This is a genomic window from Mesorhizobium sp. WSM4819 (genome assembly GCF_055811215.1).
Genome location: NZ_JBVVQO010000001.1, coordinates 192795 through 217748, shown reverse-complemented (window position 1 = coordinate 217748; position 24954 = coordinate 192795). Strand labels below are relative to the sequence as shown.

General features: G+C 62.2%; 24 protein-coding genes. 14 read left to right on the top strand and 10 right to left on the bottom strand.

Features of this window, described 5'->3' with window-relative positions:
* Positions 1-81: 81 nt before the first annotated feature.
* On the top strand, positions 82-1110 hold the full coding sequence (locus AC0L18_RS01030; RefSeq protein WP_473490264.1) for an NAD(P)/FAD-dependent oxidoreductase: 1029 nt from the start codon (positions 82-84) through the stop codon (positions 1108-1110).
* Positions 1111-1152: 42 nt separating this feature from the next.
* On the opposite strand, the gene AC0L18_RS01025 is transcribed toward AC0L18_RS01030, so the two are convergent.
* Positions 1153-1770: a DUF922 domain-containing Zn-dependent protease gene (locus AC0L18_RS01025; protein WP_031255671.1), complete on the bottom strand. Its 618-nt coding sequence runs from the start codon at positions 1768-1770 to the stop codon at positions 1153-1155.
* An 84-nt stretch (positions 1771-1854) separates the two neighbouring features.
* On the opposite strand from AC0L18_RS01025, the gene folP reads away from it, so the two are divergent.
* From folP to folK, 3 genes are all read left to right on the top strand, one after another.
* Positions 1855-2718, top strand: coding sequence for a dihydropteroate synthase (folP, locus tag AC0L18_RS01020; RefSeq protein ID WP_473490263.1), 864 nt, complete (start codon positions 1855-1857; stop codon positions 2716-2718).
* A 73-nt stretch (positions 2719-2791) separates the two neighbouring features.
* Positions 2792-3151, top strand: coding sequence for a dihydroneopterin aldolase (gene folB / locus AC0L18_RS01015; RefSeq protein WP_027151983.1), 360 nt, complete (start codon positions 2792-2794; stop codon positions 3149-3151).
* Positions 3135-3647: a 2-amino-4-hydroxy-6-hydroxymethyldihydropteridine diphosphokinase gene (gene folK / locus AC0L18_RS01010; protein ID WP_473490262.1), complete on the top strand. Its 513-nt coding sequence runs from the start codon at positions 3135-3137 to the stop codon at positions 3645-3647. Before folB ends, folK begins: the two co-directional genes overlap by 17 nt.
* Positions 3648-3818: 171 nt before the next feature.
* On the opposite strand, the gene AC0L18_RS01005 is transcribed toward folK, so the two are convergent.
* From AC0L18_RS01005 to AC0L18_RS00980, 6 genes are all read right to left on the bottom strand, one after another.
* On the bottom strand, positions 3819-4367 hold the full coding sequence (locus AC0L18_RS01005) for a DUF924 family protein (RefSeq protein WP_473490261.1): 549 nt from the start codon (positions 4365-4367) through the stop codon (positions 3819-3821).
* Positions 4368-4385: 18 nt separating this feature from the next.
* Entirely contained in the window at positions 4386-6221 is a 1836-nt protein-coding gene (locus tag AC0L18_RS01000) for a monovalent cation:proton antiporter-2 (CPA2) family protein (protein WP_473490260.1), read from the bottom strand.
* A gap of 297 nt (positions 6222-6518) precedes the next feature.
* The gene (locus tag AC0L18_RS00995) at positions 6519-7070 is read right to left on the bottom strand and encodes a hypothetical protein (protein WP_473490259.1); all 552 of its coding nucleotides are present in this window, start codon (positions 7068-7070) and stop codon (positions 6519-6521) included.
* A 190-nt stretch (positions 7071-7260) separates the two neighbouring features.
* Positions 7261-8349: a YcjF family protein gene (locus AC0L18_RS00990; RefSeq protein ID WP_473490258.1), complete on the bottom strand. Its 1089-nt coding sequence runs from the start codon at positions 8347-8349 to the stop codon at positions 7261-7263.
* Entirely contained in the window at positions 8346-9860 is a 1515-nt protein-coding gene (locus AC0L18_RS00985; RefSeq protein ID WP_473490257.1) for a YcjX family GTP-binding protein, read from the bottom strand. Before AC0L18_RS00985 ends, AC0L18_RS00990 begins: the two co-directional genes overlap by 4 nt.
* A 227-nt stretch (positions 9861-10087) precedes the next feature.
* The gene (locus tag AC0L18_RS00980; protein ID WP_473490256.1) at positions 10088-10591 is read right to left on the bottom strand and encodes a SixA phosphatase family protein; all 504 of its coding nucleotides are present in this window, start codon (positions 10589-10591) and stop codon (positions 10088-10090) included.
* 264 nt (positions 10592-10855) lie between these two features.
* On the opposite strand from AC0L18_RS00980, the gene dksA reads away from it, so the two are divergent.
* Positions 10856-11272 carry an RNA polymerase-binding protein DksA gene (gene dksA / locus AC0L18_RS00975; RefSeq protein WP_006202025.1) on the top strand — a complete coding sequence of 139 codons (417 nt, stop codon included), beginning with the start codon at positions 10856-10858 and terminating at the stop codon, positions 11270-11272.
* A gap of 85 nt (positions 11273-11357) precedes the next feature.
* Here the strand turns inward: dksA and AC0L18_RS00970 are convergent, their stop codons facing one another.
* A complete protein-coding gene (locus tag AC0L18_RS00970; RefSeq protein WP_473490255.1) occupies positions 11358-12104 on the bottom strand; it encodes a hypothetical protein in 747 nt (248 codons plus the stop codon).
* A gap of 369 nt (positions 12105-12473) precedes the next feature.
* On the opposite strand from AC0L18_RS00970, the gene cckA reads away from it, so the two are divergent.
* Positions 12474-15044: a cell cycle histidine kinase CckA gene (cckA, locus tag AC0L18_RS00965; RefSeq protein WP_473490254.1), complete on the top strand. Its 2571-nt coding sequence runs from the start codon at positions 12474-12476 to the stop codon at positions 15042-15044.
* A gap of 188 nt (positions 15045-15232) precedes the next feature.
* Complete coding sequence (locus AC0L18_RS00960; RefSeq protein WP_473490253.1) at positions 15233-15943, top strand: purine-nucleoside phosphorylase; 711 nt, start codon at positions 15233-15235, stop codon at positions 15941-15943.
* Here AC0L18_RS00960 and AC0L18_RS00955 read toward each other — a convergent pair.
* Positions 15940-16245, bottom strand: coding sequence for a ribbon-helix-helix domain-containing protein (locus AC0L18_RS00955; RefSeq protein WP_077384009.1), 306 nt, complete (start codon positions 16243-16245; stop codon positions 15940-15942). The two genes, AC0L18_RS00960 and AC0L18_RS00955, sit on opposite strands and share 4 nt — an antisense overlap.
* A gap of 257 nt (positions 16246-16502) precedes the next feature.
* On the opposite strand from AC0L18_RS00955, the gene AC0L18_RS00950 reads away from it, so the two are divergent.
* The 3 genes from AC0L18_RS00950 to AC0L18_RS00940 all read left to right on the top strand — a co-directional run bounded on the left by AC0L18_RS00950 (position 16503) and on the right by AC0L18_RS00940 (position 19142).
* Positions 16503-16898, top strand: coding sequence for a VOC family protein (locus AC0L18_RS00950; RefSeq protein WP_473490252.1), 396 nt, complete (start codon positions 16503-16505; stop codon positions 16896-16898).
* A 79-nt stretch (positions 16899-16977) separates the two neighbouring features.
* Positions 16978-17526 (top strand): gluconate 2-dehydrogenase subunit 3 family protein, encoded by a 549-nt coding sequence (locus tag AC0L18_RS00945; RefSeq protein WP_473490251.1) that lies wholly within the window; start codon positions 16978-16980, stop codon positions 17524-17526.
* A gap of 44 nt (positions 17527-17570) precedes the next feature.
* Complete coding sequence (locus AC0L18_RS00940; protein WP_473490250.1) at positions 17571-19142, top strand: GMC family oxidoreductase; 1572 nt, start codon at positions 17571-17573, stop codon at positions 19140-19142.
* A gap of 66 nt (positions 19143-19208) precedes the next feature.
* On the opposite strand, the gene AC0L18_RS00935 is transcribed toward AC0L18_RS00940, so the two are convergent.
* Entirely contained in the window at positions 19209-19604 is a 396-nt protein-coding gene (locus AC0L18_RS00935) for a hypothetical protein (RefSeq protein WP_023801150.1), read from the bottom strand.
* Positions 19605-19896: 292 nt separating this feature from the next.
* On the opposite strand from AC0L18_RS00935, the gene urtA reads away from it, so the two are divergent.
* From urtA to urtD, 4 genes are all read left to right on the top strand, one after another.
* Entirely contained in the window at positions 19897-21207 is a 1311-nt protein-coding gene (gene urtA, locus AC0L18_RS00930) for an urea ABC transporter substrate-binding protein (RefSeq protein WP_128244855.1), read from the top strand.
* Positions 21208-21331: 124 nt separating this feature from the next.
* Complete coding sequence (gene urtB / locus AC0L18_RS00925; RefSeq protein ID WP_473490249.1) at positions 21332-22948, top strand: urea ABC transporter permease subunit UrtB; 1617 nt, start codon at positions 21332-21334, stop codon at positions 22946-22948.
* On the top strand, positions 22945-24177 hold the full coding sequence (gene urtC, locus AC0L18_RS00920) for an urea ABC transporter permease subunit UrtC (protein WP_473490248.1): 1233 nt from the start codon (positions 22945-22947) through the stop codon (positions 24175-24177). The genes urtB and urtC overlap by 4 nt, the downstream gene beginning before the upstream one ends.
* Positions 24178-24180: 3 nt before the next feature.
* Positions 24181-24927 (top strand): urea ABC transporter ATP-binding protein UrtD, encoded by a 747-nt coding sequence (gene urtD / locus AC0L18_RS00915; protein ID WP_473490247.1) that lies wholly within the window; start codon positions 24181-24183, stop codon positions 24925-24927.
* Positions 24928-24954 lie beyond the last annotated feature (27 nt).

The following is a 24954-nucleotide window of genomic DNA, read 5'->3' as shown; positions in this document are numbered from 1 at the left end:
CTGTAGCACGGTGATTTGGCGCAGGATCCCCGGCGAGAATCGATTCCGATTTTCGGGGTCATGCGCATCGAAGGCGCATTCATGACCGATATCATCAGGACGGACGTATTGATTGTCGGGGCAGGGCCTGTCGGCCTGTTCGCCGTGTTCGAGCTCGGCCTCTTCGACATGACATGCCATCTGATCGACATACTCGATCGGCCCGGCGGGCAATGCGCCGAACTCTATCCGGAAAAGCCGATCTACGACATTCCCGGCTGGCCATCGATCTCGGCCCAGGGCCTGGTCGACAGACTGCTTGAGCAGATCGCGCCGTTCAAGCCCGACTTCACCTTTAACCGCATGGTCTCGAGCCTCGAAAAGCTCGAGGACGGCGGCTTTCGCGTCATCACCGACGAGAACGAGGTGTTTGAAGCCAAGATTGTGGTTATCGCCGCCGGCGGCGGCTCTTTCCAGCCGAAGCGGCCGCCAATTCCGGGCATCGAGCTTTATGAGGGCAAGAGCGTCTTCTACTCGGTGCGCCGGATGGAGGAATTCCGCGGCCACGACCTGGTTATCGTCGGCGGCGGCGATTCGGCGCTCGACTGGACGCTGAACCTGCAGCCGGTGGCCAAGAGCGTGACACTTGTCCACCGGCGGCCGGAGTTCCGCGCGGCGCCCGACAGCGTCAACAAGATGTACGCCATGCAGGAGATGAAGGAACTGGATTTTCAGGTCGGGCAGGTGACCGGGCTGACCGGCACGGACGGCCATCTCTCGGCGGCGACCATCAAGGGTCCCGATGGTGACAGCGAGGTGCCGTGCACTCGGTTGCTGCCGTTCTTCGGCCTGACGATGAAGCTCGGACCGATCGCCGAGTGGGGGCTCAATCTTCATGAGAACCTGATCCCGGTCGACACCGAGAAATTCCAGACGTCGGTACCGGGCATCTTCGCCGTCGGCGACATCAACTGGTATCCCGGCAAGCTGAAGCTGATCCTGTCGGGCTTCCATGAGGTCGCGCTGATGGCGCAGGCGGCCAAGCGCATCGTCAGCCCCGGCGAGCGCATCGTATTCCAGTATACGACGTCGTCGACCAGCCTGCAGAAGAAGCTCGGCGTCACCGGCTGAGTCTCTTACTCGACGAGAATCGCCCTTACCGTCTGGCCGAAGCTAACCCGGCAGCCGGCCGTTTTCGATGCGCTTCATGCGATAGCGCAGCAGCCGCAGGATGCGGCTTTCGAAATTGATGGTTTCGACGCGATCGAACTGCATCTGAGCGCGGTCGTGCTTGGCAAGAATAGCGGCGGAGATCTCCGCTGCCTTGGCCTTGGCCTCCTGGCACGTCTTGCGCGGGTGGGTCGCCTTCAGCGCGTCCTCGAGTTCGCCGGCATGGTTCTTGGCGATCTCGACATGGCGGTCCTCATGACGCTTGATGTCGGCCGACAATGTATCCCAAAACAGCCTTACGCCGGCATCAGCCTTGCGCGGGCGGCGCCACTCGGGAAGGATCACCTTGACCTTGACGGTGACATCGGCGTCGGCAATCGCGCAGGAGTTCGATCTTTCCGCATAGCTGACGCGGGTGGTGAACGCCATCTGCGTGGCGCCTGGATGCCGCATCCCGGTGCTTTTCACGCGAGGTCCAAGTTTCGTAAGCTGGGATCCGATATCATCGAGCGTTCTGCCGCCGATGCTGAAATAGCTGTATGTCTTCACCAAATTCGCCGTGCCCGCCGGCAAGGCGGAACAAGCAAGCATCAGGGCGCAAAGCAGGGATCGTTTCATCATGTTGCCTCTTTGCCTACCTTGCGCTACGGCCGTTGCCGACGCAACGGAATTGATCTTTGGTGGATCACACATGGTTTATCGCTAATGACGACAGGGCGATGGCAGCTGGCGCATGGGCGCCATCTCGACCTTGGCGGCAAGGCGGTGATCGTCGGTATTCTCAATGTCACGCCGGACAGTTTTTCTGACGGCGGACTGTTCGTCGCGCCCGAACAGGCGATTGCCCAGGCGCGCCGGATGGCGGAAGAGGGGGCCTCCGTCATTGACGTCGGTGGCGAATCGACACGCCCCGGCGCATCTCCGGTAGCCATCGAGGAAGAGCAGGCCCGCGTGCTGCCTGTCATCGAGGCGCTCGCCGGGCTCGGCGAGGCGCTGATTTCGGTCGACACCTACCGCGAGGACACCGCCCGGCTTGCCGTCGCCGCCGGCGCGCATATCCTCAACGACGTCTGGGGTCTGCAACGCGAACCGGGCATCGCGCGGGTCGCGGCCGAAACCGGCGCCGGGCTTGTCATCATGCACACCGGGCGCGACAGGCAAAAACTGCCCGACGTGATCGAGGATCAGTTTTTCTTCCTCGGTAAGTCCCTGGAAATCGCCCGGCGAAGCGGCGTTGCCGACGACCAGATCGTGCTCGATCCGGGCTTTGGCTTCGCCAAGGAAACCGCAGAGGAAAATCTCGACCTGATGGCACGGTTTTCCGAGCTCGATGTCTTGGGCTTTCCGCTGATGGCCGGTACATCGCGAAAGCGTTTCATCGGCGCCGTCACCGGCCGCGACGCCTCGGCCAGAGACGCCGGAACAGCGGCGACGAGCGTCATACTGAGGCTCAAGGGCGCGCGGCTTTTTCGCGTCCACGATGTCGCAATCAATGTGGATGCGCTGGCGGTTGCGGATGCTATGCTGGCGCGTGAAACCGCCGCACAGCTTTCAAATCGAAATGCGTAGATTAAAAGCCTTAGAGCGTAGTCTGTGCGCCCAAGCGGACGCGCATCGCTCCAATCGAGCAGGACGCTGAGCGATGTATATCATCCGCATGAAAAATTGCGCCTTCTTCGCTCGGCACGGCGTGCTGGATGAGGAGGAGACGCTCGGCCAGCGTTTCTATGTCGACGCTGCGCTCACCGTCGAACCCGGCCGCGCGCTGGTCGATGACTCCATCGAGGATACCGTCCACTATGGCGTTGCCTTCGGGGTGATCGAAAAGATCATCACCGGGGAGAGGCGTTTTCTGATAGAAGCGCTGGCGCTGGAGGTGGCCCGGGCGCTGACAGCCCGCTTTCCCCAGATCAAAAAGGCCGAGATCACTGTGCGCAAGCCGAATGCGCCGGTGCCCGGCGTGCTCGATCATGTCGAGGTGACCGTTGCCTGGCCCCAATAACACGGTCTACCTCAGCCTTGGCGGCAATCTCGGCGACCCGGCAAGGTCGATGGGCGCGGCGCTGCGCATGCTGGACGCCGACGGGAACACGCGCGTCGTTGTCGTCTCCTCGCTTTACCGCACGCCGCCCTGGGGCAAGCTCGACCAGCCGGATTTTCTCAATGCGGCCGCCGAAATTTCGACCGTGCTCACGCCACATGCATTGCTCGATCTCTGTCTCGACGTCGAGCGCAGGCTGAAGCGGGTGCGCGAGGAGCGCTGGGGTCCACGGCTGATCGACATCGACATTCTGGTGTTCGGCGATCGGATCATCCACGAAACCGGGCTGGAAGTGCCGCATCCGCGCATGCTGGAGCGCGCCTTCGTTCTGGCGCCGCTGGCCGAGATCGCGCCTAACCTCACCGTCGACGGCAGAAGCGTGGCGGAGCGGCTTGCCGCTCTCGACAGCGCCGGCATCGAGCGACTGTCGTCCGGCCGGAATTGGTGGCTGACTTGACGTCATAAACGCGGGCCACAATCGTCGAGGGCAATCGCATCAGGTTTGCGCTGCCCCTCATCGCCCTGCCGGGCACTTCTCCCCGTATAGTGACGGGGAGAAGGACGCCTTCGCAAAGGATTTCGCCAAATCTCCATTAATCTTTGTCTGAGGCGATTGCCCTGCGCAAAGTCAGCCGGCAAATCCGCCGCCGTCGAGGAACACCTGTTCCTCCGGCGTCGTCTCTCGGCCAAGCATCCTGTTTCGATGCGGAAAGCGGCCGAAGCGCTGAATGATCTCCAGGTGCTCGACGGCATACTTCAGATAGGATTGGGCTTTGGCGGTAGTGAGGTCCACCGATTTGAGCTGGTCGGCGAGATGCTCCGAATGCTCATAAGGCAAATAGAGGAAGACGCGAAGCTCTTCGTCGAGCGCGAGATCCTGGCCGCGGGCGATCGCCTTTTCGGCAAAATGCCTTGCCAGCGGGTCGGTGGCATACATATGGCCGGTGCCGCGAAAACAATTTCGCGGGAACTGGTCGAGCAGGATCATCAGCGCCAGTGAGCCTTCGGCATGTTCCGACCAGTCGTCGCATTCACGCCGCGCGGCAGCGTAGTGCAGGTCGAGAAACCGGTTGCGGAACTCCGCGTCGAAGACGTCATTCTTCTCGAACCATGCATCTTGCCCTGCGTCACGCCAGAATTGGGTGACGGAGAGCGCGCGCTCGTCCAGTTCGATCATCTGTTTGCTCTCCACATGTTAGTCGGCAGGCTCGGATTTGTGCAGAACTCCGGCGGTTTCTTCATTGAGCGCCTGGCCGGTGCGGCGCGGCTGGCTGAGCGGTGTCGGAATGGGTGTGCCGATATTGCCCTTGAGGAAGCGCGCTCCGGCGCGCACCCCTTCGGCGAGCTGCAACTCGAAACGGGCGGAATCGCGGTGGCGGACGTCCTCGATCACCTCGGCGACTTCTTCCGGGTCGACGCCCAGCGCTTCCAGCGTGGAGCCGCCGAAGACAAGCGCTGATTCGAAGGTTTCGCGAATCTGGAAATCGACGTCGGCACGTATCAATTGCAGTGCGGTTCCGCGGTCGAAAGCGCGTGCCAGCACGGTGAGCAGGGGAAACTCGGCCTTGATCAGCTTTGCGATGCGGACGGCGACATCGGGCTTGTCGACGCAAATCAACACGGCACGCGCGCGGCCGGCGCCTGCGGCACGCAGAATGTCCAGCCGCGTGCCGTCGCCATAATAGACCTTGAAACCGAAATCGGCCGCCGCCTGGATCATCTCGACCTCATTGTCGATGATCGATACGTCGATCCCGCGCAACAGCAGCGGTTGGCTGGCGATCTGGCCGAAGCGGCCGAAGCCGATGATCAGCACGCTGCCGGTCAGGCCATCGGCGATATCGACGCCTTCGAGCGACTGCTCGTCGCGCGGCGTCAGATGCCGCAATGCCAGAATGGCCAGCGGTGTCAGCACCATGGAGATGATGACGATCGCCGTCAGCGTCGCGTTAGCCTGGCTGTCGATGATGCCGACCGCCGCGGCGGCGGAATAGAGAACGAAGGCGAATTCGCCGCCTTGCGCCATGAAGACGGCGCGCTCGAGCGCTTCCCTGTGGCCGGTCTTGAGGATGCGGGCGACGAGGTAGATGCCGATCGCCTTTATCACCATATAGGCGACGACGTAGATGGCGACAAGCCGCCAGTTCTGGGCAACCACGTGCAGGTCGAGCGACATGCCGACAGCGAGGAAGAACAGCCCGAGCAGCACACCGCGGAATGGTTCGATGTCGGCCTCGAGCTGATGGCGGAAGGTGGATTCCGACAACAGCACGCCAGCCAGGAAAGCGCCCATCGCCATCGACAGGCCGCTGAGCTGCATGGCAAGCGCCGACCCCAGAACGACCAGAAGGGCGGCGGCAGTCATCACTTCGCGGGCGCGGGCATCCGCCAGGATGCGGAAGAACGGATTGAGCAGGTAACGCCCGGCCAGCACCAGGCCAACGATGGCGGCAAGACCGATGCCCACCTCCGTCAGCCGTTGCGTCACGCTCATATCGGCGCCGCCCGGTGCCAGGAAAGCGATCAGCGCCAGCAGCGGCACGATCGCCAGGTCTTCGAGCAGCAGGATGGAGACAATGCGCTGGCCTTTTGGCGCGGCGATCTCACCGCGTTCCTCCAGAAGCTGCATGACGATCGCCGTCGAGGTCAGCACGAAACCGGCGCCGGCGACGAAGGATTGCGAGACCGGAAAACCTCCCGCCAGTCCGACCCCGGTCAGCAACAGCGCGCAGACGCCGACCTGCAACGCCCCAAGGCCAAAGATCTCCCGGCGCAAGCCCCACAGCCGTGACGGCTGCATCTCCAGTCCGATGATGAACAGGAACATGACGACGCCGAGCTCGGCGACGTGAAGAATGGCTTCCGATTCGGAAAAGATGCCGATGCCGAACGGGCCGATGACCACGCCGGCCGCAAGATAGCCGAGGATGGAGCCAAGCCCGATGCGCTTGAAGATCGGCACGGCGACAACACCTGCGGCGAGCAGCGCGACGACGTGGATCAGATCGCTGCCCGCTGCTTCTGCCGCCATGCCTGCCGTTCCATTCTCTGTAGGGACCGCTGCACGTGCTGCGGCATCGAGCCGCCAAGATAGGGGCTTCGGCTGAGATCGAACAGTCCGAATCCGGAAACTGGTGCAGCAGTGTTGCAGGCGCGCTCCACGCCGCGGCTTTGGCCGTGAATGGTGAATAGTGAATAGTGAATAGTGAATAGTGATAGTCAGTATTCAGTAGTCAATAGTCAATAGTCAGTAGTCAGTAGTCAGTAGTCAGTAGTAGTAGTAGTAGTAGTATGAAGTGATATCCATTCACCATTCACCATTCACTACTCACGGCGCGATGGAGCCGACTTCGAGCGTATCGACGCGCTTCAGCTTCATGCCGATGACCGGCACCAACTGCTGGTCGACGCGCACCGCAACCGTCACTGTCATCGAATTGTCGTTGGGGACAAGAGCCTGCATGACGCCGCGCAACTGGTTACGGTTGATGGTGAAGACGACCTTGTTGGCGCTGACCACGTTGCCGCCGATGATGTCGAGCCCGGAACCGGCGGCACCGCCCATGAAGCTGCCCTTGTAGCCCTCGCGGCCCTTGTGCTGGATCGTCGCCGACATCTGCTGGGTGAACATGCCGACCCGGCAACCGCCGTCGAGCGACATGCCGATCTTGCCGTCCGGCGTCGAACCGGTGAAATTGCAGGTGAATTTCGTGCCTTTGTATTTGCCGGCGACGATTTCCCCCGGGCCGACCCATTCGCCTTTCACCGATTGAAAGAACTTCTTGTCCCGTTCTGCCGCAAAGGTCTTTTCGGCCATGCCGGCGGTTGTTGAAACCACCACTGCCATGGGCAGGACGCTAGACAAGATCACGCTTTTCATCGACGACACCCGGCAACAAAGAGACTGGTTTGGAACCCGTCCGACCATGAACAAGATTGGTTAATGCTTCGTCACCGCTTGCGCATGACCCCCGAAAATCGGACGCGGTTTGCGCTCGGATCATGGACAGAACAAACGTGCTGCAGCATCCTTTGCGCGCCACCAGGACATGCCGCGTCGGAGACGGTCGTCAGGTGTCGGAAGCGGATGTTTCCTTCTGCTTTTTGGATGCAAATGATGTCAGCGCGGACAGGAAATCGCCCATGCCGGGCCGCCTCGCGGCGCTGAAGGGCAGGGGCCTTGCGGTCTCCATCGCAGCAATGCCGATGCGCGCCGTCATCATGCCGTTGACGACGCCTTCGCCAAGTTTTGCCGAGAGCCGGGCGGCAAGGCCATGGCCGACGATCTGCTGCACGAAACTGTCGCCGACGGCAATCGAGCCGGTCACCGCCAGATGGGCGAGAACGCTGCGTGCCAGCCGGAAGAACCCCAGCGTGCCCGGGCGGCCGCCATAAAGCTCCGACAGGCGGCGAATCAGCCGGCCGGCTTCGAACACGACATAGGCGACGTCGACCAGAGCGCGAGGGCTGACCGCCGTCACCAGCGACACACGCTTTGCCGCTTCGAGGATCATCACCTTGGCGCGCGCATCGAGGGGGCCGAGGATTTCGGTCTCGGCCAGGCGCACCAGATTGCCACCGTCGATGATCTCGTCGCGCAAGTCTGCCAGGGCACGTCTGCCGGCCGCGGTTTCGGGCTTGGCCGCGACAAAGGCCGACAATTCGTCGACCACGGCGCGAGCGGCTTTCGGATCGTCGCGGGCGATGGCGTCGAGCGCCCGCTTCTGCAGCTTTTCGACCTCGGCGAGGCGGGCGATCGCGAGGAACTCGCGGGCAAGGATGACCAGGAGCGCGAGCAGCGCGATCACGGCCATCCCGGCGGCCAGCCAGCCCAGCCATTCGGCCCGCGCGAACAGATCGCGAATCAGCTGGTCGGTCCAAAGGCCGAGGGCCAGCGAAACAAGAACGCCCAATGCGCCGAAAAACAGGCTGCCTGATATCGAGCGCTGCCTCGGCGCGGTCGCCGGCGGCGGTTCGGCGGCGATGATGTCCGGCTCGTCGAAAACGTCGATTTCCGCCGGCGTGACGACGGCAAGGTCAGCGTTCACGGTGCGCGGTTTTCTGGCCGCAGCGGTGTCGGGCTGGCGCAAGGCCGCCTGTTGCTTTGGCGGGGCTTCCGGCTCGATGCGAAATGCCGCCGGCTTGCGGGGCGGGGTCATGCCAGATGATCTCCGATCAGGAACTGCAGGGCGCGGTCGAGCCTGATATGCGGCAGCGACAGCGTGACGCCTTCGGCCGTGCGTTCGAGTTTTGGCGGGCGAAAGCGCACGAAGCGGATCGCCGGGTCCTCATTGGCCTGCCGATGGCCTGGGTCCTGCCGATGGCCCGGGTTCTGCCGACGGTCTGGTCCGGAGACATCGAACACTGCATCAATTTTCTCCGGCAAGTCACCGGGAAATATGGCTGTTTCTGTTCTGCCATCAAATGTTTCGCCGTTGATCTTTTCACCTTTCAACGGTGTGCCGATGATGACCGGCAGCGTTTCACGGCCTTGCTTGACCGTGCCTTCCCGGGTCGCTCGCACCGCCGCCAGGGCGACCACGTCGACATCGGCGCCGGTGAAATTCGCCCGCGCCACGGCACGGTCGGCAAGCCGCCGCACGATCGCCTGCAGCCGGTCATGGCTTTCGTGATGCAGATGGTCCGCCTTTGTCGCCGCCACCAATATGCGGTCAATGCGCCTTGAAAAAAAGTCGGTCAGGAAATTGCCGCGACCGGGGCGGAAGCAGGCGAGGATTTCGGTCACCGCACGTTCGAGATCGGCCATCGCGCCGGGCCCGGCATTCAAGGCCTGCAAGGCGTCTATCACAACGATCTGACGGTCGAGGCGCGTGATGTGCTCCCGGAAGAACGGCTTTACGACATGCGTCCTGTAGGCCTCGTAGCGCCGCTCCATCATCGCCTGAAGCGACCCGGGCCGCGCCCGCCGCTCGCTCAGGCCCGGCAACGGCGCGAAGGTCAGCGCCGGCGAGCCCTCAAGGTCGCCGGGCATCAGGAAACGGCCGGGTGGCAGGGTCGAAAGCGCCCGCTCGTCGAGCTTGCATGCCTTGAGATATGCGGCGAAGCTCTCGGCGAGGCGTCGCGCCGTCATCTCATCGGCGTCGGCATTCGCGTCGATTGCGGCGGAGAGCGCGCGCCATTCCTGCGAGAGGTCGGCGCGCACCGGCAGCACGGCCATGTCAAAGGCTTCGCGTGAGAAATCAGAGTAGGATTTCCCGAGCAGCGGCAGGTCAAGCAGCCATTCCCCAGGATAGTCGACGATATCGACCGACAATCTGCCTGATGAGAACATGCGGCTCCAGCCGGAGGCCGATTCATATTCTATGGTAAGCCTCAGTTCGGAAATGGCACGTGTCGAATCCGGCCACAGGCGGTCGTTGACCAGGGCCGCGATGTGGTCCTCGTACTGGAATCGCGGCACGGCGTCATCGGGTTGCTCTTCGAGTAAGGCACGGGCGATACGCCCCGATTTCTGCGCCTCGAACAGCGGCAACCGCCCGCCATGGATCAGATTGTGGACAAAGGCTGAGATGAACACCGTCTTGCCGGCGCGGGAGAGGCCGGTAACACCCAGCCGCAGCGATGGCGAAAAAAGCCCGGTAGCGCGCCCCGACAGCGTATCCAGGGCAATCTTCGCCTCGTCGGTGAAAGTGGTCAGCGATGATGCCAAAATGCGGTCTCTCGGGGCTTCGGTCCGCCCCGATATAGGCGCTGCCGGCTAGTGTGGCGAATCCGAAATTCGCAGTACCTTGGAGCATCGCAGTGAGCGAATTTCGGATTCTAAGTCACACTGGCAAACCATCGTTTCTAGCGTGGTCTTGGATTTGAAGTTCCTGAACGCTGATGCCATTGAAGTGGCAGGAACTTCAAATCCACCACGCTACGTTTGAAATGGCGTCAGATATCGGCCGGCGACAGGAAGGCTTCGAGATAGCCTGTGCCTTGCGCGGCGTTGGCAAGACTGCCTGGAAAACGCACGACCGCGAGGCCGGAGGTCGGGAAGCCGTGGTTCAGCATTCCCCTGGCAGCCTCCTCGCCATCGCCCGAAAGCGCGATGGTGAGATCTTCCGTCATCGGATTGTGGCCGACGACGAGCAGCGAGCCTGGCCCGCCATTGCCGCGGATGAGGTTGAGATAGCCGGCGGCATCCTCGCTGTAGAGCGTCTCCAGGAACAGGACCCGGCCCGTATCGGTGTGACCGGCCAGGCCCTCAAGCGTTTGGCGCGCTCGCTTTGCATTCGAGCAAAGGGTCAGGTCCGGAATGTAGTTGCAGGCCCGCATGACCGCACCCATCGTGTCGGCGTCGGCGACGCCGGATGCGTCAAGCGGACGATCGAAATCGCGCATGCCCGGCAAAGCCCATCCGGCCTTCGCATGCCTCAGCAGATAAAGCTTGCTCACCGGTCCCTCGCTTGTGCCAAACACCGAAACTCGTCAAAAGGCGCTGCGGGATTAGTCATGAGAAACGCCTTGCGCACAATGGCCGGCGCCCTACAAACCTAACGAATCATACGCGAATTCGGTCGCGCCCTTCATGCGAATGATGCAGCCCATGGCGTATTGGCCGAGATTAACAATTGCGTGAATCAGTCGTCGATTGCGCTTGTGCAGCATTCGGTCCGTGAATATATAGGCGCCAAATTTGGGGCTGTCTGGGTGAGTCGAATGAACGACATCGTTACCGCCGATTACGTACCCTCCGAAGACGAGCCGTTCATGAACGAGCGGCAGAAATCCTACTTTCGCCTGAAGCTCGTCACCTGGAAGAACGACATACTGCGCGAAGCGCGCGAAACTCTCGAAATCCTGCAGCAGGAAAACGCCAACCACCCCGATCTCGCCGATCGCGCCTCTTCGGAAACCGACCGCGCCATCGAACTTCGTGCCCGCGATCGCCAGCGGAAACTCATTTCAAAGATCGATTCTGCGCTTCAGCGCATCGATGAAGGCACTTACGGCTATTGTGAGGAAACCGGCGAGCCGATCGCGCTGAAGCGGCTCGATGCGCGTCCGATCGCGACCCTGTCGATCGAGGCGCAGGAGCGTCACGAACGCCGCGAGAAGGTCTACCGCGACGACTGAAGCACGGGCGAAGCGTCCAAAACGCAGCCAATAGCGAATTTGTCAGGGCCGGTCTCCGGCCATTTTTTTGTTGGCTGTTGGCCGGTTATCTCTTCTGGCTGGACAACTCGCCGAGAAGCTTCGTCATCTCGTCATCGAGAGACGACGGCGCTTTCGCCGCCGGCTTGCTCTCCGGCTTGGCGGGGTGCGGGTCATCAAACGGGACCTCGAGCTCCCTCATCAGCGTATCGTCGATGGAATCCTCTTTTGCCGGGGAATTCGGCTTTGCCGGGGAATCCTGTCTTGCCGGCGATGGCGCGTACCGAACAGCATTGGTGTAGGCGGGCAGCGGCGTGATGGTCGCCGATTGAGGGTTTTGCGCTGCTGGCCTCGGCGCCGGTGCGGGCTGATGCGGCCGGACAGGCGTTGGGGCCGTGCTTGCCGGCGGCGGAGACGGTGCTTGCCTCACTGGCGCGGGAGCCGGTTGCGGCGCGCGCGGCGGCGGTGCCGGCTGATGGCCGCCGCCATCTCCGGTCAGTGCAGGACGGCGTAGCGCCGACAGCCTGATGTCGCGTTCGACGACGACGTCGGTCGGGCCGCCGATCAGCAGCAGGTGCTCGATATCGTCGCGGCGCACCAGCACCAACCGGCGGTGACTGTCGACTGCGGTGGCGTCCATCACGGCCAGCCGCGTCTTGCGGTTCCTGCCGCCGGCAACGAATGTTCCAAAAGTCAGGTTGCGGACCAGCTTGATGATGAGGAGAACGATGACCACAAGGACAAGCGCGACAAGGGTCCACAGGATTGCCGCGGCATAACCGGGACCCGCCACGCTATCCAGCCACTGCAGCATTGGTGCACCCAAAATCAGCTTTCGAAGAAGACGCGACACTAGACTGTTGCGGTACGCGACTGCAAGTTACGTTTCGCGCTTCGTGAACAGCTTGAAACACCCATGTGGTGGATTTCAAGCTCCTGCGAATTGAGGGCGTCAGCGTTCCCACTTCAATCCACGACGCTGGATTTTCAGCAAGTTGCTGGCGTGATGAATCCGAAATTCGCTCGCGTCGGACCAGGAATGATGCGAATTTCGGATTCGCCGCACCAGGCGCCGAACGGGTGTCATTTTTAGCGGACAGTTGCCGCCAAGGCCTTTTCCGGACCCTGAGAATGTGATTCAACCGGGCAGGGGCAAGTACCGGAATTCACAAGCAGGGGGCACATGGCCAAGGAAGCGCGCGGCGATTTCTATCCGGTACCGATCGTCGACCAGAACACGCGACCGGGCGCGGTCACCCGGCTCATCGTCTTCATCGTTGTGCTGACAGGGGCGGCGATCGTTTTCGGCCTTTTCCGAGAACGTCTTGGCGATCCATTCCTGCTTGGAATGCTTGGCGTGCTGGCGATGATCGGTGTCGGCTTCCTGTTCGCCACCGCCATCGGCTTCGTGCAGATCACACCGCGCTCGACGAGTGACGAGCTGTCGAAGGCCTTCGTCGATTCAATGTCGCAAGGCCTTCTGGTCACCGACACCAAGGGTCGTGTCGTCTACGCCAATCGGGCCTATGCCGAGATGACGGGCGCGGCTTCTGCGGCGGATCTAAAGACCGTCGAAGGGTTGCTGTCCGATGTTCCCGAGGCCTCGGTGACCATATACCGGCTCGCCTCCGGCCTGCGCGACGGCCAGCCCGGCGACGGTGAGTTTCGCCTTGCCCAATCCATTCGACCCGGCGCTGAGCCGGGCGCGCGCTGGTACCGTGTCCGCGCCCGCGCCTTCAGCGTTCCGGGCCAGCGGCTGCCCTTGCTCGCCTGGCAACTCGCCGACATCTCGAAAGAACGGGCCGAGCAGGAGCGCTTCTTCCTTGATCTGCAGGAGGCCATCGACCATCTCGACCATGCGCCTGCCGGTTTCTTTTCGGCCGACCAGGAAGGCCGCGTCACTTACATCAACGCCACGCTTGCGGAGTGGCTCGGCATCGACCTGACGAGCTTCACGCCTGGTGCCGTCACGCTTGCGGAGATCGTCGCTGGCGACGGCATGGCGCTGGTCCGCTCGGTCAAGGCCGATCCCGGCACCACCCGCAATGCGGTCATCGATCTCGATTTGACGACAGTGAAGGGCGAGGCGCTGCCTGTGCGTTTCATGCATCGGGTTTCGGCCAGCCGCGAGGGCGCCAACGGTCCGACGCGCACCATCGTGCTCAACCGGACGCAAGGCGAGGACGCTTCCGCCGATCTGCGCGCCTCGGAGATCCGCTTCACCCGCTTCTTCAATTCGACGCCGATGGCAATAGCGGCTGTCGACAACCGCGGGCGCATCCTGCGCACCAACGCGCCTTTCCTGTCGCTGTTTTCCTCCGTCGTCGACGGCGACGCGGTCGATCGGCGCGTGCGGCTGGACACGGTGATCCATGAGCGCGACCGCCCCGCCTTTGCCGCGGCGTTCGAAAAAGCGCGACAACGGCAGGCCGATATCGAACCGATCGATACGTTGCTGCCCGGCAATGAAGAACGGCACATGCGCTTCTACGTCAACGCGGTTGCCGACGGCACCGGCGAGGGCGCCGAAGAATCGGCCATCGTCTACGCCGTCGAGACCACCGAGCAGAAGGCGCTCGAGGGCCAGATGGCGCAAAGCCAGAAGATGCAGGCGGTCGGCCAGCTTGCCGGCGGCATCGCACACGACTTCAACAATGTGCTGACCGCCATCATCATGGCGTCGGACCTGTTGTTGACCAACCACCGCCCGTCGGACCCGTCCTTCCCCGACATCATGAACATCAAGCAGAATGCCAACCGGGCGGCCTCGCTGGTGCGGCAGCTTCTGGCCTTCTCGCGCAAGCAGACGCTGCGGCCGGAGGTGCTCAACCTGACCGACGTGCTTGCCGATCTGCGGATGCTGCTGGCCCGTCTGGTCGGCAACGACATCAAGCTGAAGGTCGATCATGGCCGCGATCTGTGGCCGGTGAAGGTCGACATCGGGCAGTTCGAGCAGGTGGTGGTCAACCTGGCGGTCAATGCGCGCGACGCGATGCCGAACGGCGGCGAGCTCACCGTGCGCACCCGCAACGTGACCACACAGGAGAGCAAGAGCCTTCCCTACCGCGAACTTGCGCCTGCCGATTATGTGGTGGTCGAAGTTGAAGACACAGGCAGCGGCATCGCCCCCGAAGTGCTCAAGAAGATTTTCGAACCCTTCTTCACCACCAAGGAGGTTGGCAAGGGCACCGGCCTCGGCCTGTCGATGGTTTATGGCATCATCAAGCAGACAGGCGGCTTCATCTTCTGCGAGTCCGATGTCGGCAAAGGATCGGTGTTCCGCATCTTCCTGCCGCGCTACGTCGCTGAGGCGAGAACGGCAGGCGAGCCCGGCGAGGCGCCGGCTGCACCGGCAAAGGTCGCCGACGCAGCCAAGGACCTGTCAGGTTCGGCCACGGTGCTGCTCGTCGAGGACGAGGATGCCGTGCGCATGGGCGGCATGCGGGCGCTGACGTCGCGCGGTTACACCGTCCACGAAGCGTCCTCGGGCGTCGAGGCGCTGGAAATCTTCGAGGCGCTCGGCGGCAAGGTCGACATTGTCGTTTCCGATGTGGTGATGCCTGAGATGGATGGGCCGACGCTGCTTGGCGAATTGCGCAAGCGGCAGCCGGACATCAAATTCGTCTTCGTTTCCGGCTACGCGGAGGACGCGTTCGCCAAGAACCTGCCGGCAGACGCGCATTTCGGTTTCCTGCCGAAGCCGTTTTCGCTCAAGCAACTGGCCACAATCGTCAAGGACGTGCTGGAATCTTAATGCATGTCGCGCAAAAGTGTGCAGCGGTTTTGCGATAACGACATGCACAAAAACAACAACCTAAAGCGCGCCGCATGAGGCCGGTCAATGCGACGCGCTTTAGGGCTCACTAATTCGCACTTGCGAAATGGCGTGAGACTGCCATGATTATGGGGCCAAACAGACGGCGGGTTTTGGGGGAGCATGCCATGACGCCGCACAACGAGGCAGGCAAGGGTGATTATGCGGCAACAGTGCTGTTGCCGGGCGATCCGCAGCGTGCCGAATGGATGGCGGAAACCTTTCTCGAGGCGCCGCGCTGCGTCAACCGTCGAAGGCAGGCCCTCGGTTTTACCGGCCTGTTTCGCGGCAAGCCCGTCAGCATCCAGTCCACCGGCATCGGCGTCTCGTCATTCCTGATCTACGCCCATGAATTGCTGGACTTCCATGGCGTGAGGACACTGATCCGCACCGGCACCTGTGGTGCCCTGACTGCCGCAGTCAAACTGCGCAGTTTAGTGATCTCGCAAGCGGTGCGGGGTGAAAGCGCCGAGAGCGGCCAGGTTTTTGGGCTTTATGGTGCTGATGCCGGACCCGATCCGGATCTGGTTTCCCAAGCCCTGGCCCGGGCTGCCGAAATCGGCATCGAACATCAGGCCGGGCTGACCATCTGCAGCGACATATTCTATCATCCCCGGGGGCGCGACCGCTTCGCCGAAGCGCAGGCACAGGGCGCGCTGGCCGTGGATATGGAAACCAGCGCGCTCTATCGCATCGCCGCGCATTTCGGCGCCAGGGCCTTGTCGATGCTGACTGTCGTCGACAATGTGGTGACCGGCGAGCAAACCGATTATTCCGAACGCCAGGCGCTCTTCACCGATATGACCCGCCTGGCGCTCGATGTCGCGATCGAAAGTTAAGCTGCCTGCCGCTTCGGCGCCGTGTGTTCTTCGATGCCGGGCCGATGGCCGCGCAGATAGAGAGCACAGGTCGTGCGCAGCATCGAGGCGAAGTTCGGAATCTGGCCATTGATCTCGATGGCCTCGTCATAAAGCTTCGAGATGAATTTCGGCGTCGTCAGGCCCTGGCTGTCGGCGATCTCGTCGAGCAATGCCCAGAACGTCGCCTCGAGTTGGATGCTGGTCGAATGCCCGTCGATACGAATCGACCGGTTGATCTGCCGGTAGCCCTCCGGATCCTGCCCGGCAAAAACCCTGCACATCGTTACCTCCCGTTCTTATTGATCTGGCCGTTTTTATTGATTTTGGGCGCAATCAGCAGTGATTCGCGCCTTTGGCAGTGCCTTGTCGTGGCCAATTATCTTCAGCTGGAAAGCGGAAAACAGCAATCGGACTTTCGTCCTTAGGCGGTTTTCCCCGTCGTTAGATTAGCGCGTGGTAATCGGCTGCCACCACGTTTGCCGCAACCCGCGCATAATCACGCCGACGCGCACATCGCGCTTACCGCACGGAGTGTCATTTGGCGAAGGCGATCCACACCATGATCCGGGTTCTCGACGAGGCCCGGTCCGTCGACTTCTACCGGAAAGCGTTTGGACTGGACGTCGCCGAACGGCTCGATTTCGAAACCTTTACGCTCGTCTATCTGACCAATGCCGAGGCGGAGCTCGAGATCGAGCTCACCGTCAACAAGGGCCGCCAGGAGCCTTATGCGCTCGGCGACGGCTACGGCCATCTCGCGGTTTCGGTCGCCGATCTGGACAGCGAGCATGACCGGCTCGGCGCGCTTGGCCTGATCCCGAAGAAGATCGTCGAGTTCAACCGCGACGGAGCGCTGCTCGCACGCTTCTTCTTCATCGAGGATCCCGATGGCTACAAGATCGAGGTTCTGCAGCGTCAGGGCCGGTTCAAATAGGAGATACGACGGCCGCGCCGGCCAGCGCGGCGCCAGCCAGGGCACCTTCGGGTGCAGACAGCAAGCAAGGGAGGAACAATTGGTCACAATTTATGAGAGCAAGCCGGTCCATGAAACGAAGCCAGTTCTATCGCGCCGCGAGCTACTGAAGCGCGGCGGTGTCGGCGCGCTGCTGGTCATTTCAGGCAGTGCCGTCATCAGCCCGGAACATGCCTGGGGTCTCGAAACATCCGCGCTCAAGCCCGAAACCATGGCGACCCTGATCCAGATGGCGCGCGACATCTACCCGCACGACCAAGTGCCTGACAAATATTACGCAATCGCCGTCAAGGCGCACGATGAGCAGGCCGGCAAGGACCTTGCCCACAAGGACCTTATCGAAAAGGGCATCGCCGATCTCGACCTGAAATCGGGCAAGGACGGCTACACCGGTCTCGGCTGGGAGGAGCAGCGCGTTGCGGTGCTCAGGGATATCGAGGACACGCCGTTCTTCCAGGCCGTCCGCGGCGGGCTTGTCGTCGGCCTCTACAACCAGAAGGAGGTCTGGCCGATCTTTGGCTACGAGGGCGAGTCCTACTCCAAGGGCGGCTACATGGCGCGCGGGTTCGACGACATCGAGTGGCTCTGAGCCCCATCGTCGCAACCGCACACAGACATCAATGGGAGGAAACCTTGGCAGCACCATTTGATCTCAACAACGACGGCGTGGTCGTCATCATCGGCTCGGGCGCCGGCGGCGGCACGCTCGGCAATGAACTTGCGCAGAAGGGCGTCGATGTCGTCATGCTGGAGGCGGGCGCCCGTCACGAATACGAGGATTTCATCAATGACGAGTGGGATTCATTCGCCCAACTCGCCTGGACGGACAAGCGCACGACCTCGGGCGACTGGCGGGTGGCGAAGGAATTCCCCAACCTGCCGGCATGGATCGTCAAGGCGGTCGGCGGCTCGACCACGCACTGGGCAGGCGCCTCGCTGCGCTTTCAGGAGCACGAATTCAAAACGCTTTCGACCTACGGAAAACTGGAAGGGGCGAACCTGCTCGACTGGCCGATCACGCTTGGCGAGCTCGAGCCCTACTACGCAAAGGCCGAAGACAAGCTAGGCGTGACGCTCACCAGCAACATCCCGGGCCTTCCCGGCAACAACAACTTCAAGGTGATGAAGGCCGGCGCCGACAAGCTCGGCTACAAGGAGTGCCACACCGGCCGGATGGCAATCAATTCCGAGCCGCGCGACGACCGCAATGCCTGCCAGCAGACCGGCTTCTGCTTCCAGGGCTGCAAATGGGGCGCCAAATGGTCGACGCTCTACAGCGAAATTCCCAAGGGCGAGGCGACCGGCCATCTCGAGGTCAGGCCGAATGCCATGGCCATCAAGATCAACCACGATGCGTCGGGCAAGGTAACCGGGGTCGTCTATACGGACAAGGACGGCAGACTGAGGGAACAGAAGGCCCGCATCGTCGCGGTCGCCGGAAATTCGATCGAGAGCCCGCGGCTGCTGCTCAATTCGGCATCGAGCCAGTTTCCCGACGGCCTTGCCAATTCGTCGGGGCAGGTCGGCAAGAACTACATGCGCCACACCACCGGCTCGGTCTACGGCATCTTCGACAAGCCGGTGCATATGTATCGCGGCACCACCATGGCCGGTATCATCCGCGATGAGGCCCGCAATGATCCCTCGCGCGGCTTCGTCGGCGGCTACGAACTCGAGACGCTGTCGCTCGGCCTGCCGTTCATGGCCGCCTTCCTCAATCCCGGCGGCTGGGGGCGTTCCTTCACCACCGCGCTCGACCACTACGACCACATGGCCGGCATGTGGATCGTCGGCGAGGACATGCCGCGCGAGGAAAACCGCATCACGCTGCATGCCGATATCAAGGACGCGCACGGCATGCCGGTGGCGGACGTCCATTTCGACGACCATGCCAACGACACGGCGATGCGCAACCACGCCTACAAACAGGGCTCGGCGCTCTACGAGGCGGTCGGGGCGACGCGGACCTTCCCGACGCCACCCTATCCGTCGACCCACAATCTCGGCACCAATCGGATGAGCGAGAAGGCGGCCGACGGCGTCGTCAACAAGCATGGCCAGGCGCACGACATCCAGAACCTGTTCGTGTCGGATGGCAGCCAGTTCACCACGGGCGGGGCTGAAAATCCGACATTGACGATCGTGTCGCTGGCGATCCGTCAGGCCGAGTACATTGCCGGACAAATGTCGGCTAAAAGCATTTAGCCATAGCCTCCCGACTGCTGTTGGCGCGGAACCTCACAAGGTTTCGCGCCTCTTCTTGCCGGCTGTTCACCGCTTCGTGCAGGTCGAGGCGGTGAAGGCGCCGTCAGGCTGCTTCATGATGATGTCGAAGGACGGGCTGGTTTGACCGTCCAGGGTGGCTTGCGTGAGCGAGATCGAGTTGCCGCCGGTCGTGTAGCCGCCCAACGGGCCCAACCAGGTGATCTCGCCATTTGCATTCATCTGATAGTTGTAGCCCTGCCGGGCGGTTCCGAAGCTCACCGGGCCGCTATAGACATTGCCCTTGACGGTGATGTCGCCAAGGCTGAGGAACATGCCAAGCAGATAGACTTCGCAGTGATAGGTGCCGTCCGGCAATTTGCCATCGGTGAAGTCGGCGCGGGCGCTGCCGGTTGCCGCAACCAGAAGCATGGTGCTGAAAATGCGAGAAATCCTGGAGGTCATGCGGTCGCTCTCTTGAAGATCGATCCTGCCCCATTTTCCTGCAGCGCCGCAACGGTTCGCCGTCTTTTGCTCAAAATTCATGCATTAATTCGCGAGTGATCAAAAATTGGGCGATAGCGGGGGACTTTTTCTCAAGCAGAGCACCGGCAGCGGCGCTTATCTTTGGCGGCTAATATATTAAACGGCTGATAGGGTTAGGAAATCCAGACCCGCTTGATTTTGCTCCTGCGGTTGGCACAGCCGTTGCATGGTCTGTTCGCGATGCGATCAACCAGTCAGGGAGTTTTGAAATATGCGGGGCAGTTTCTCGACAATAACAAAAATGTTTTCGGCAGGCGCGGTCACGGCCGGCCTGCTGATGAGCGTCCCGGCCAGGGCGGCTGACGACACGATCAAGGTGGGTATCCTCCACTCGCTGTCGGGGACCATGGCGATTTCGGAGACAACGCTGAAGGACGCCATGCTGATGCTCATCGAAGAGCAGAATGCAAAGGGCGGCCTGCTCGGCAAGAAACTCGAAGCGGTCGTCGTCGATCCGGCTTCGAACTGGCCGCTGTTCGCCGAAAAGGCGCGCGAGCTGATCTCCAAAGACAAGGTCGCGGCGGTGTTCGGTTGCTGGACCTCGGTGTCGCGCAAGTCTGTGCTGCCGGTGTTCAGCGAACTCGACAACATCCTGTTCTACCCCGTCCAGTATGAGGGCGAGGAGAGCGAGCGCAACGTGTTCTACACCGGCGCAGCGCCGAACCAGCAGGCTATTCCGGCTGTCGACTATCTGATGAGCGAGGACGGCGGTTCGGTGAAGCGCTGGGTGCTTGAAGGCACCGACTACGTCTATCCGCGCACCACCAACAAGATCCTCGAAGCCTATCTGAAAGCCAAGGGCGTCGCTGCCGAAGACATCATGGTCAACTATACGCCGTTCGGCTTCTCCGATTGGCAGACCGAGGTCGCGGCGATCAAGAAGTTCGGCTCCGCCGGCAAGAAGACCGCCGTCGTCTCGACGGTCAATGGCGACGCCAACGTGCCGTTCTACAAGGAGCTTGGCAACCAGGGCGTCAAGGCCGAGGATATCCCGGTCATGGCCTTCTCGGTCGGCGAGGAAGAGCTTGCCGGTCTCGATACCGCGCCGCTCGTCGGTCATCTCGCCGCCTGGAACTATTTTCAGAGCATCGATACGCCCGAGAACGCCAAGTTCATCGCCGACTGGCACAAGTTCATCAAGAGCGACAAGCGCACCACCAACGACCCGATGGAAGCCCATTATGTCGGCTTCAACATGTGGGTGAAGGCGGTCGAGAAGGCCGGCACCACCGACCCTGACAAGGTCATCGACGCCGTGATCGGCGTCTCGGTGCCGAACCTGACCGGTGGCTATTCGACGATGATGCCCAACCATCACATCACCAAGCCGGTGCTGATCGGCGAAATCCAGGCCGATGGCCAGTTCGAGACCGTGTCGCAGACGTCTGGCCTGGTGATGGGCGACGAGTGGTCCGACTATCTGGCCGATTCGAAGGACCTGATCTCCGATTGGCGCGCGCCTCTGTCCTGCGGCAATTTTAATGTCGCCACCGGCAAATGCGGCGGCAAGGGAACCAACTGATCCTCCCGGGTCTGACGGTCGTGGATTTCTCCACGACCTGGACCGCGACGCGTCCGGGCGAACTCGTCCTCTCCTCCAGTTCGCCCGGACGCGAAGTTTCAACCCTCAAGAATCGCAGAAATCGATGATCCTCACCCGCGCGATCGGCCTGACGCTGCTGCTCCTCCTGGGGATGCTGTCGCCGTCGAACGCTGCCGAAGCGGATCTGCGCGCCATCATCGCCAAATTTGCCACTGCCTCGAATTTCTCGGCCACCGAAGCTGTCGTGCGCGAGCTGGCGGCCACCGGTGATACTGCCGTCGAACGTCCGCTTGGCGCGCTTGCCGAGGGCGATCTTTACGTCCGCAAGGCCGATTCGCTGGTTTTCATCGGCAAGGCAGCTGGCGGCAGCGTTGAGCTGCTCGACCCGCTGAGCGGTGAAAAATCCGGTGACGCGGCCAAAAGCGAGATCACCAAGATCAAGGTCAACAACACGCTGCGCCGCGCCATCCGCGATGCGCTGGGCACGCTGACGCTCGGCGCAAAAGATCCGGCCGCGCGCATTGCCGCTGCCGACACCATGTTCAGGACGCCCGACGCGACAAACATCGAGCCGCTCGATGCCGCAATCGCCAGCGAGAGCGTGGCAAGCGTCAAAGCGCTGCTCGAACAGGCCCGCGCTGCATCGGTTCTGGTGTCCGACAAGCCGGAGACCGACAAACTGGCGGCGGTCGCCCTGATTGGCGGGCGCGGCGATCGCAACTCGCTGTCCCTGCTCACCGCCGTCGAGGCCAATTCTGAAGGCGCGGTCAAGGACGCGGCGACGGCGGCGATCGCCAACATCAATTCGACGCTGGCGCTGTGGGATGCGGGCCAAAACATCTGGTACGGCATTTCGCTCGGATCGGTGCTGCTGCTGGCGGCGATCGGCCTCGCCATCACCTTTGGCGTCATGGGCGTCATCAACATGGCGCATGGCGAAATGGTGATGCTCGGCGCCTACACGACCTTTGTCGTGCAGGAGGTGATCCGAACCTCCTTTCCCGGCCTGTTCGACTGGTCGCTGGTTATCGCGCTGCCGCTCGCCTTCTCGGTCGCGGCGTTCGTCGGCCTCGTCATCGAGCGGGGCGTGATCCGTTTTCTCTACGGCCGGCCGCTGGAGACGCTGCTGGCGACATGGGGCGTCTCGCTGATCCTGCAGCAGGCCGTGCGCACCATCTTCGGGCCGACCAACCAGGAGGTCGGCAATCCGTCGTGGATGTCGGGTTCGTTCTATATCGGCCAGCTTGCGGTGACCTGGAACCGGCTCTGGATACTGGTATTCGCGCTCGGCGTGTTCGCGGTGCTGCTTTATGTGATGAAGCGCACCCCCTGGGGCCTGCAGATGCGCGCCGTCACCGCCAATCGCCGCATGGCCGCTTCGATGGGCATCAGGACGCCGTGGGTCGACGCACTGACCTTTGCCCTGGGATCCGGCATTGCCGGCATCGCCGGTGTCGCGCTCAGCCAGATCGACAATGTCTCGCCCAACCTCGGCCGCGGCTACATCATCGACAGCTTCATGGTCGTCGTCTTCGGCGGCGTCGGCAATCTCTGGGGCACACTGGTCGGCGCCTTCTCGCTCGGCATCGTCAACAAGTTCCTCGAACCCTATGCCGGGGCGGTCCTCGGCAAGATCGTCGTGCTCGTCCTCATCATCCTGTTCATCCAGAAACGCCCGCGCGGCCTGTTCGCGCTGAAGGGCAGGTCGGTGGAAGCATGATTACGGGACGCTTCTTCGCCGCCGGCGCCGACCGCCGCATCGCCATCACGATCTTCATCCTTCTGGCGATCGCCATCATCGTGCCGCTGCTCAATCTTGCGGTCTCGCCGACGAGTGCGTTCTACGTGCCGTCCTATGTCGTCGCGCTCACCGGCAAGTATCTCTGCTACGCGCTGCTCGCCCTGGCGCTCGATCTCGTCTGGGGCTATTGCGGCATCCTTTCGCTCGGCCACGGCGCCTTCTTCGCGCTCGGCGGCTATGCGATGGGCATGTATCTGATGCGCCAGATCGGTTCGCGCGGCGTCTACGGCAATCCGCTGCTGCCGGACTTCATGGTGTTCCTGAATTATGGGGAATTGCCGTGGTTCTGGTATGGTTTCGACCAATTCTGGTTTGCCGCGATCATGGTGCTTGCGGTGCCTGGCCTGCTCGCCTTCGTCTTCGGCTGGTTTGCCTTCCGCAGCCGCGTCACCGGCGTCTATCTGTCGATCATCACCCAGGCGATGACCTATGCGCTGCTGCTTGCGTTTTTCCGCAACGACATGGGTTTCGGCGGCAACAACGGCCTGACCGATTTCAAGGATATTCTCGGCTACAACGTGCAGGCCGATGCGACACGCTCGGCATTGTTCGCGGCCAGCGCCGTCACGCTGGCGCTCGCCGTGTTCGTCACCTGGGCGATCGTCGGTTCCAAATACGGCAAGCTGCTGATGGCGGTGCGCGACGCCGAGAGCCGCACGCGCTTTCTCGGCTGGCGGGCGGAAAACGTCAAACTGTTCGCCTTCACCGTGTCGGCTGTCATGGCCGGCATTGCCGGCGCGCTCTACGTGCCGCAGGTCGGCATCATCAATCCAGGCGAGTTCGAGCCGTCCAATTCGATCGAGGTCGTGGTATGGGCGGCCGTCGGCGGGCGCGGCACCATCGTCGGGCCGATCATCGGCGCGCTCGTGGTCAATGCCGGAAAATCCTGGTTCACCGGCGTGCTGCCGGCGTTCTGGCTGTTTGCGTTGGGCGGGCTGTTCGTCGCCGTCACGCTGTTCCTGCCCAAGGGCATTGTCGGCATGTGGGATTCCTGGCGCGCCAATGCCAGGGCGCTGCGCGCAGCCTCGATCGCCGAGGAGGACGGCACCGATCCTGACGTCGCGCCACCGCCGAAGATCGTTCGCTCGGCTGCGAGAACGCCGGGCGACTGGTCCGCATCCGGCCCCGAACCGCAGCCGGCGGAGTGAGCAATGCCGAAGAGCAACACCATCCTCTATCTCGACGGCGTCTCGGTTTCCTTCGACGGCTTTCGCGCCATCAACAATTTGTCGCTGGTGCTCGACAAGGGCGAGATGCGGGCGATCATCGGTCCGAACGGCGCCGGCAAGACCACGATGATGGACATCGTCACCGGCAAGACGCGCCCCGACTCGGGCGAGGTTTATTTCGACGGGCAGGTCGACCTGACGAAACATGACGAGGCCGAGATCGCCATGATGGGCATCGGCAGGAAATTCCAGAAGCCGACCGTGTTCGAAAGCCACACGATCGAGGACAACCTGATGCTGGCGCTGAAGGGCCCACGCTCGATCTTCCCGGCATTGTTCCATCGCCGCTCGGCGGCGGAGGCGCGGCGGATCGACGACATCCTCGGCATCATCCGGCTCGGTGACAAGCGCGACGAGCTCGCCGCCAATCTCAGCCACGGACAGAAGCAATGGCTCGAGATCGGCATGCTTTTGGCGCAGGATCCGAAGCTGCTTTTGGTCGACGAACCGGTCGCCGGCATGACCGACGCCGAAACCGAGGAGACCGCGCGGCTGCTTAGGGATATTGCCCGCGACCATTCGGTCATCGTCGTCGAGCACGACATGCATTTCGTGCGCGAGCTCGGCGTCAAGGTCACCTGCCTGCACGAAGGCTCGGTGCTGTCCGAAGGCTCGCTCGATTTCGTTTCGGCCGACGAGCGTGTCGTCGAAGTCTATCTGGGGAGATGATCATGGTCTGGCGCGTTCCGTTCCATC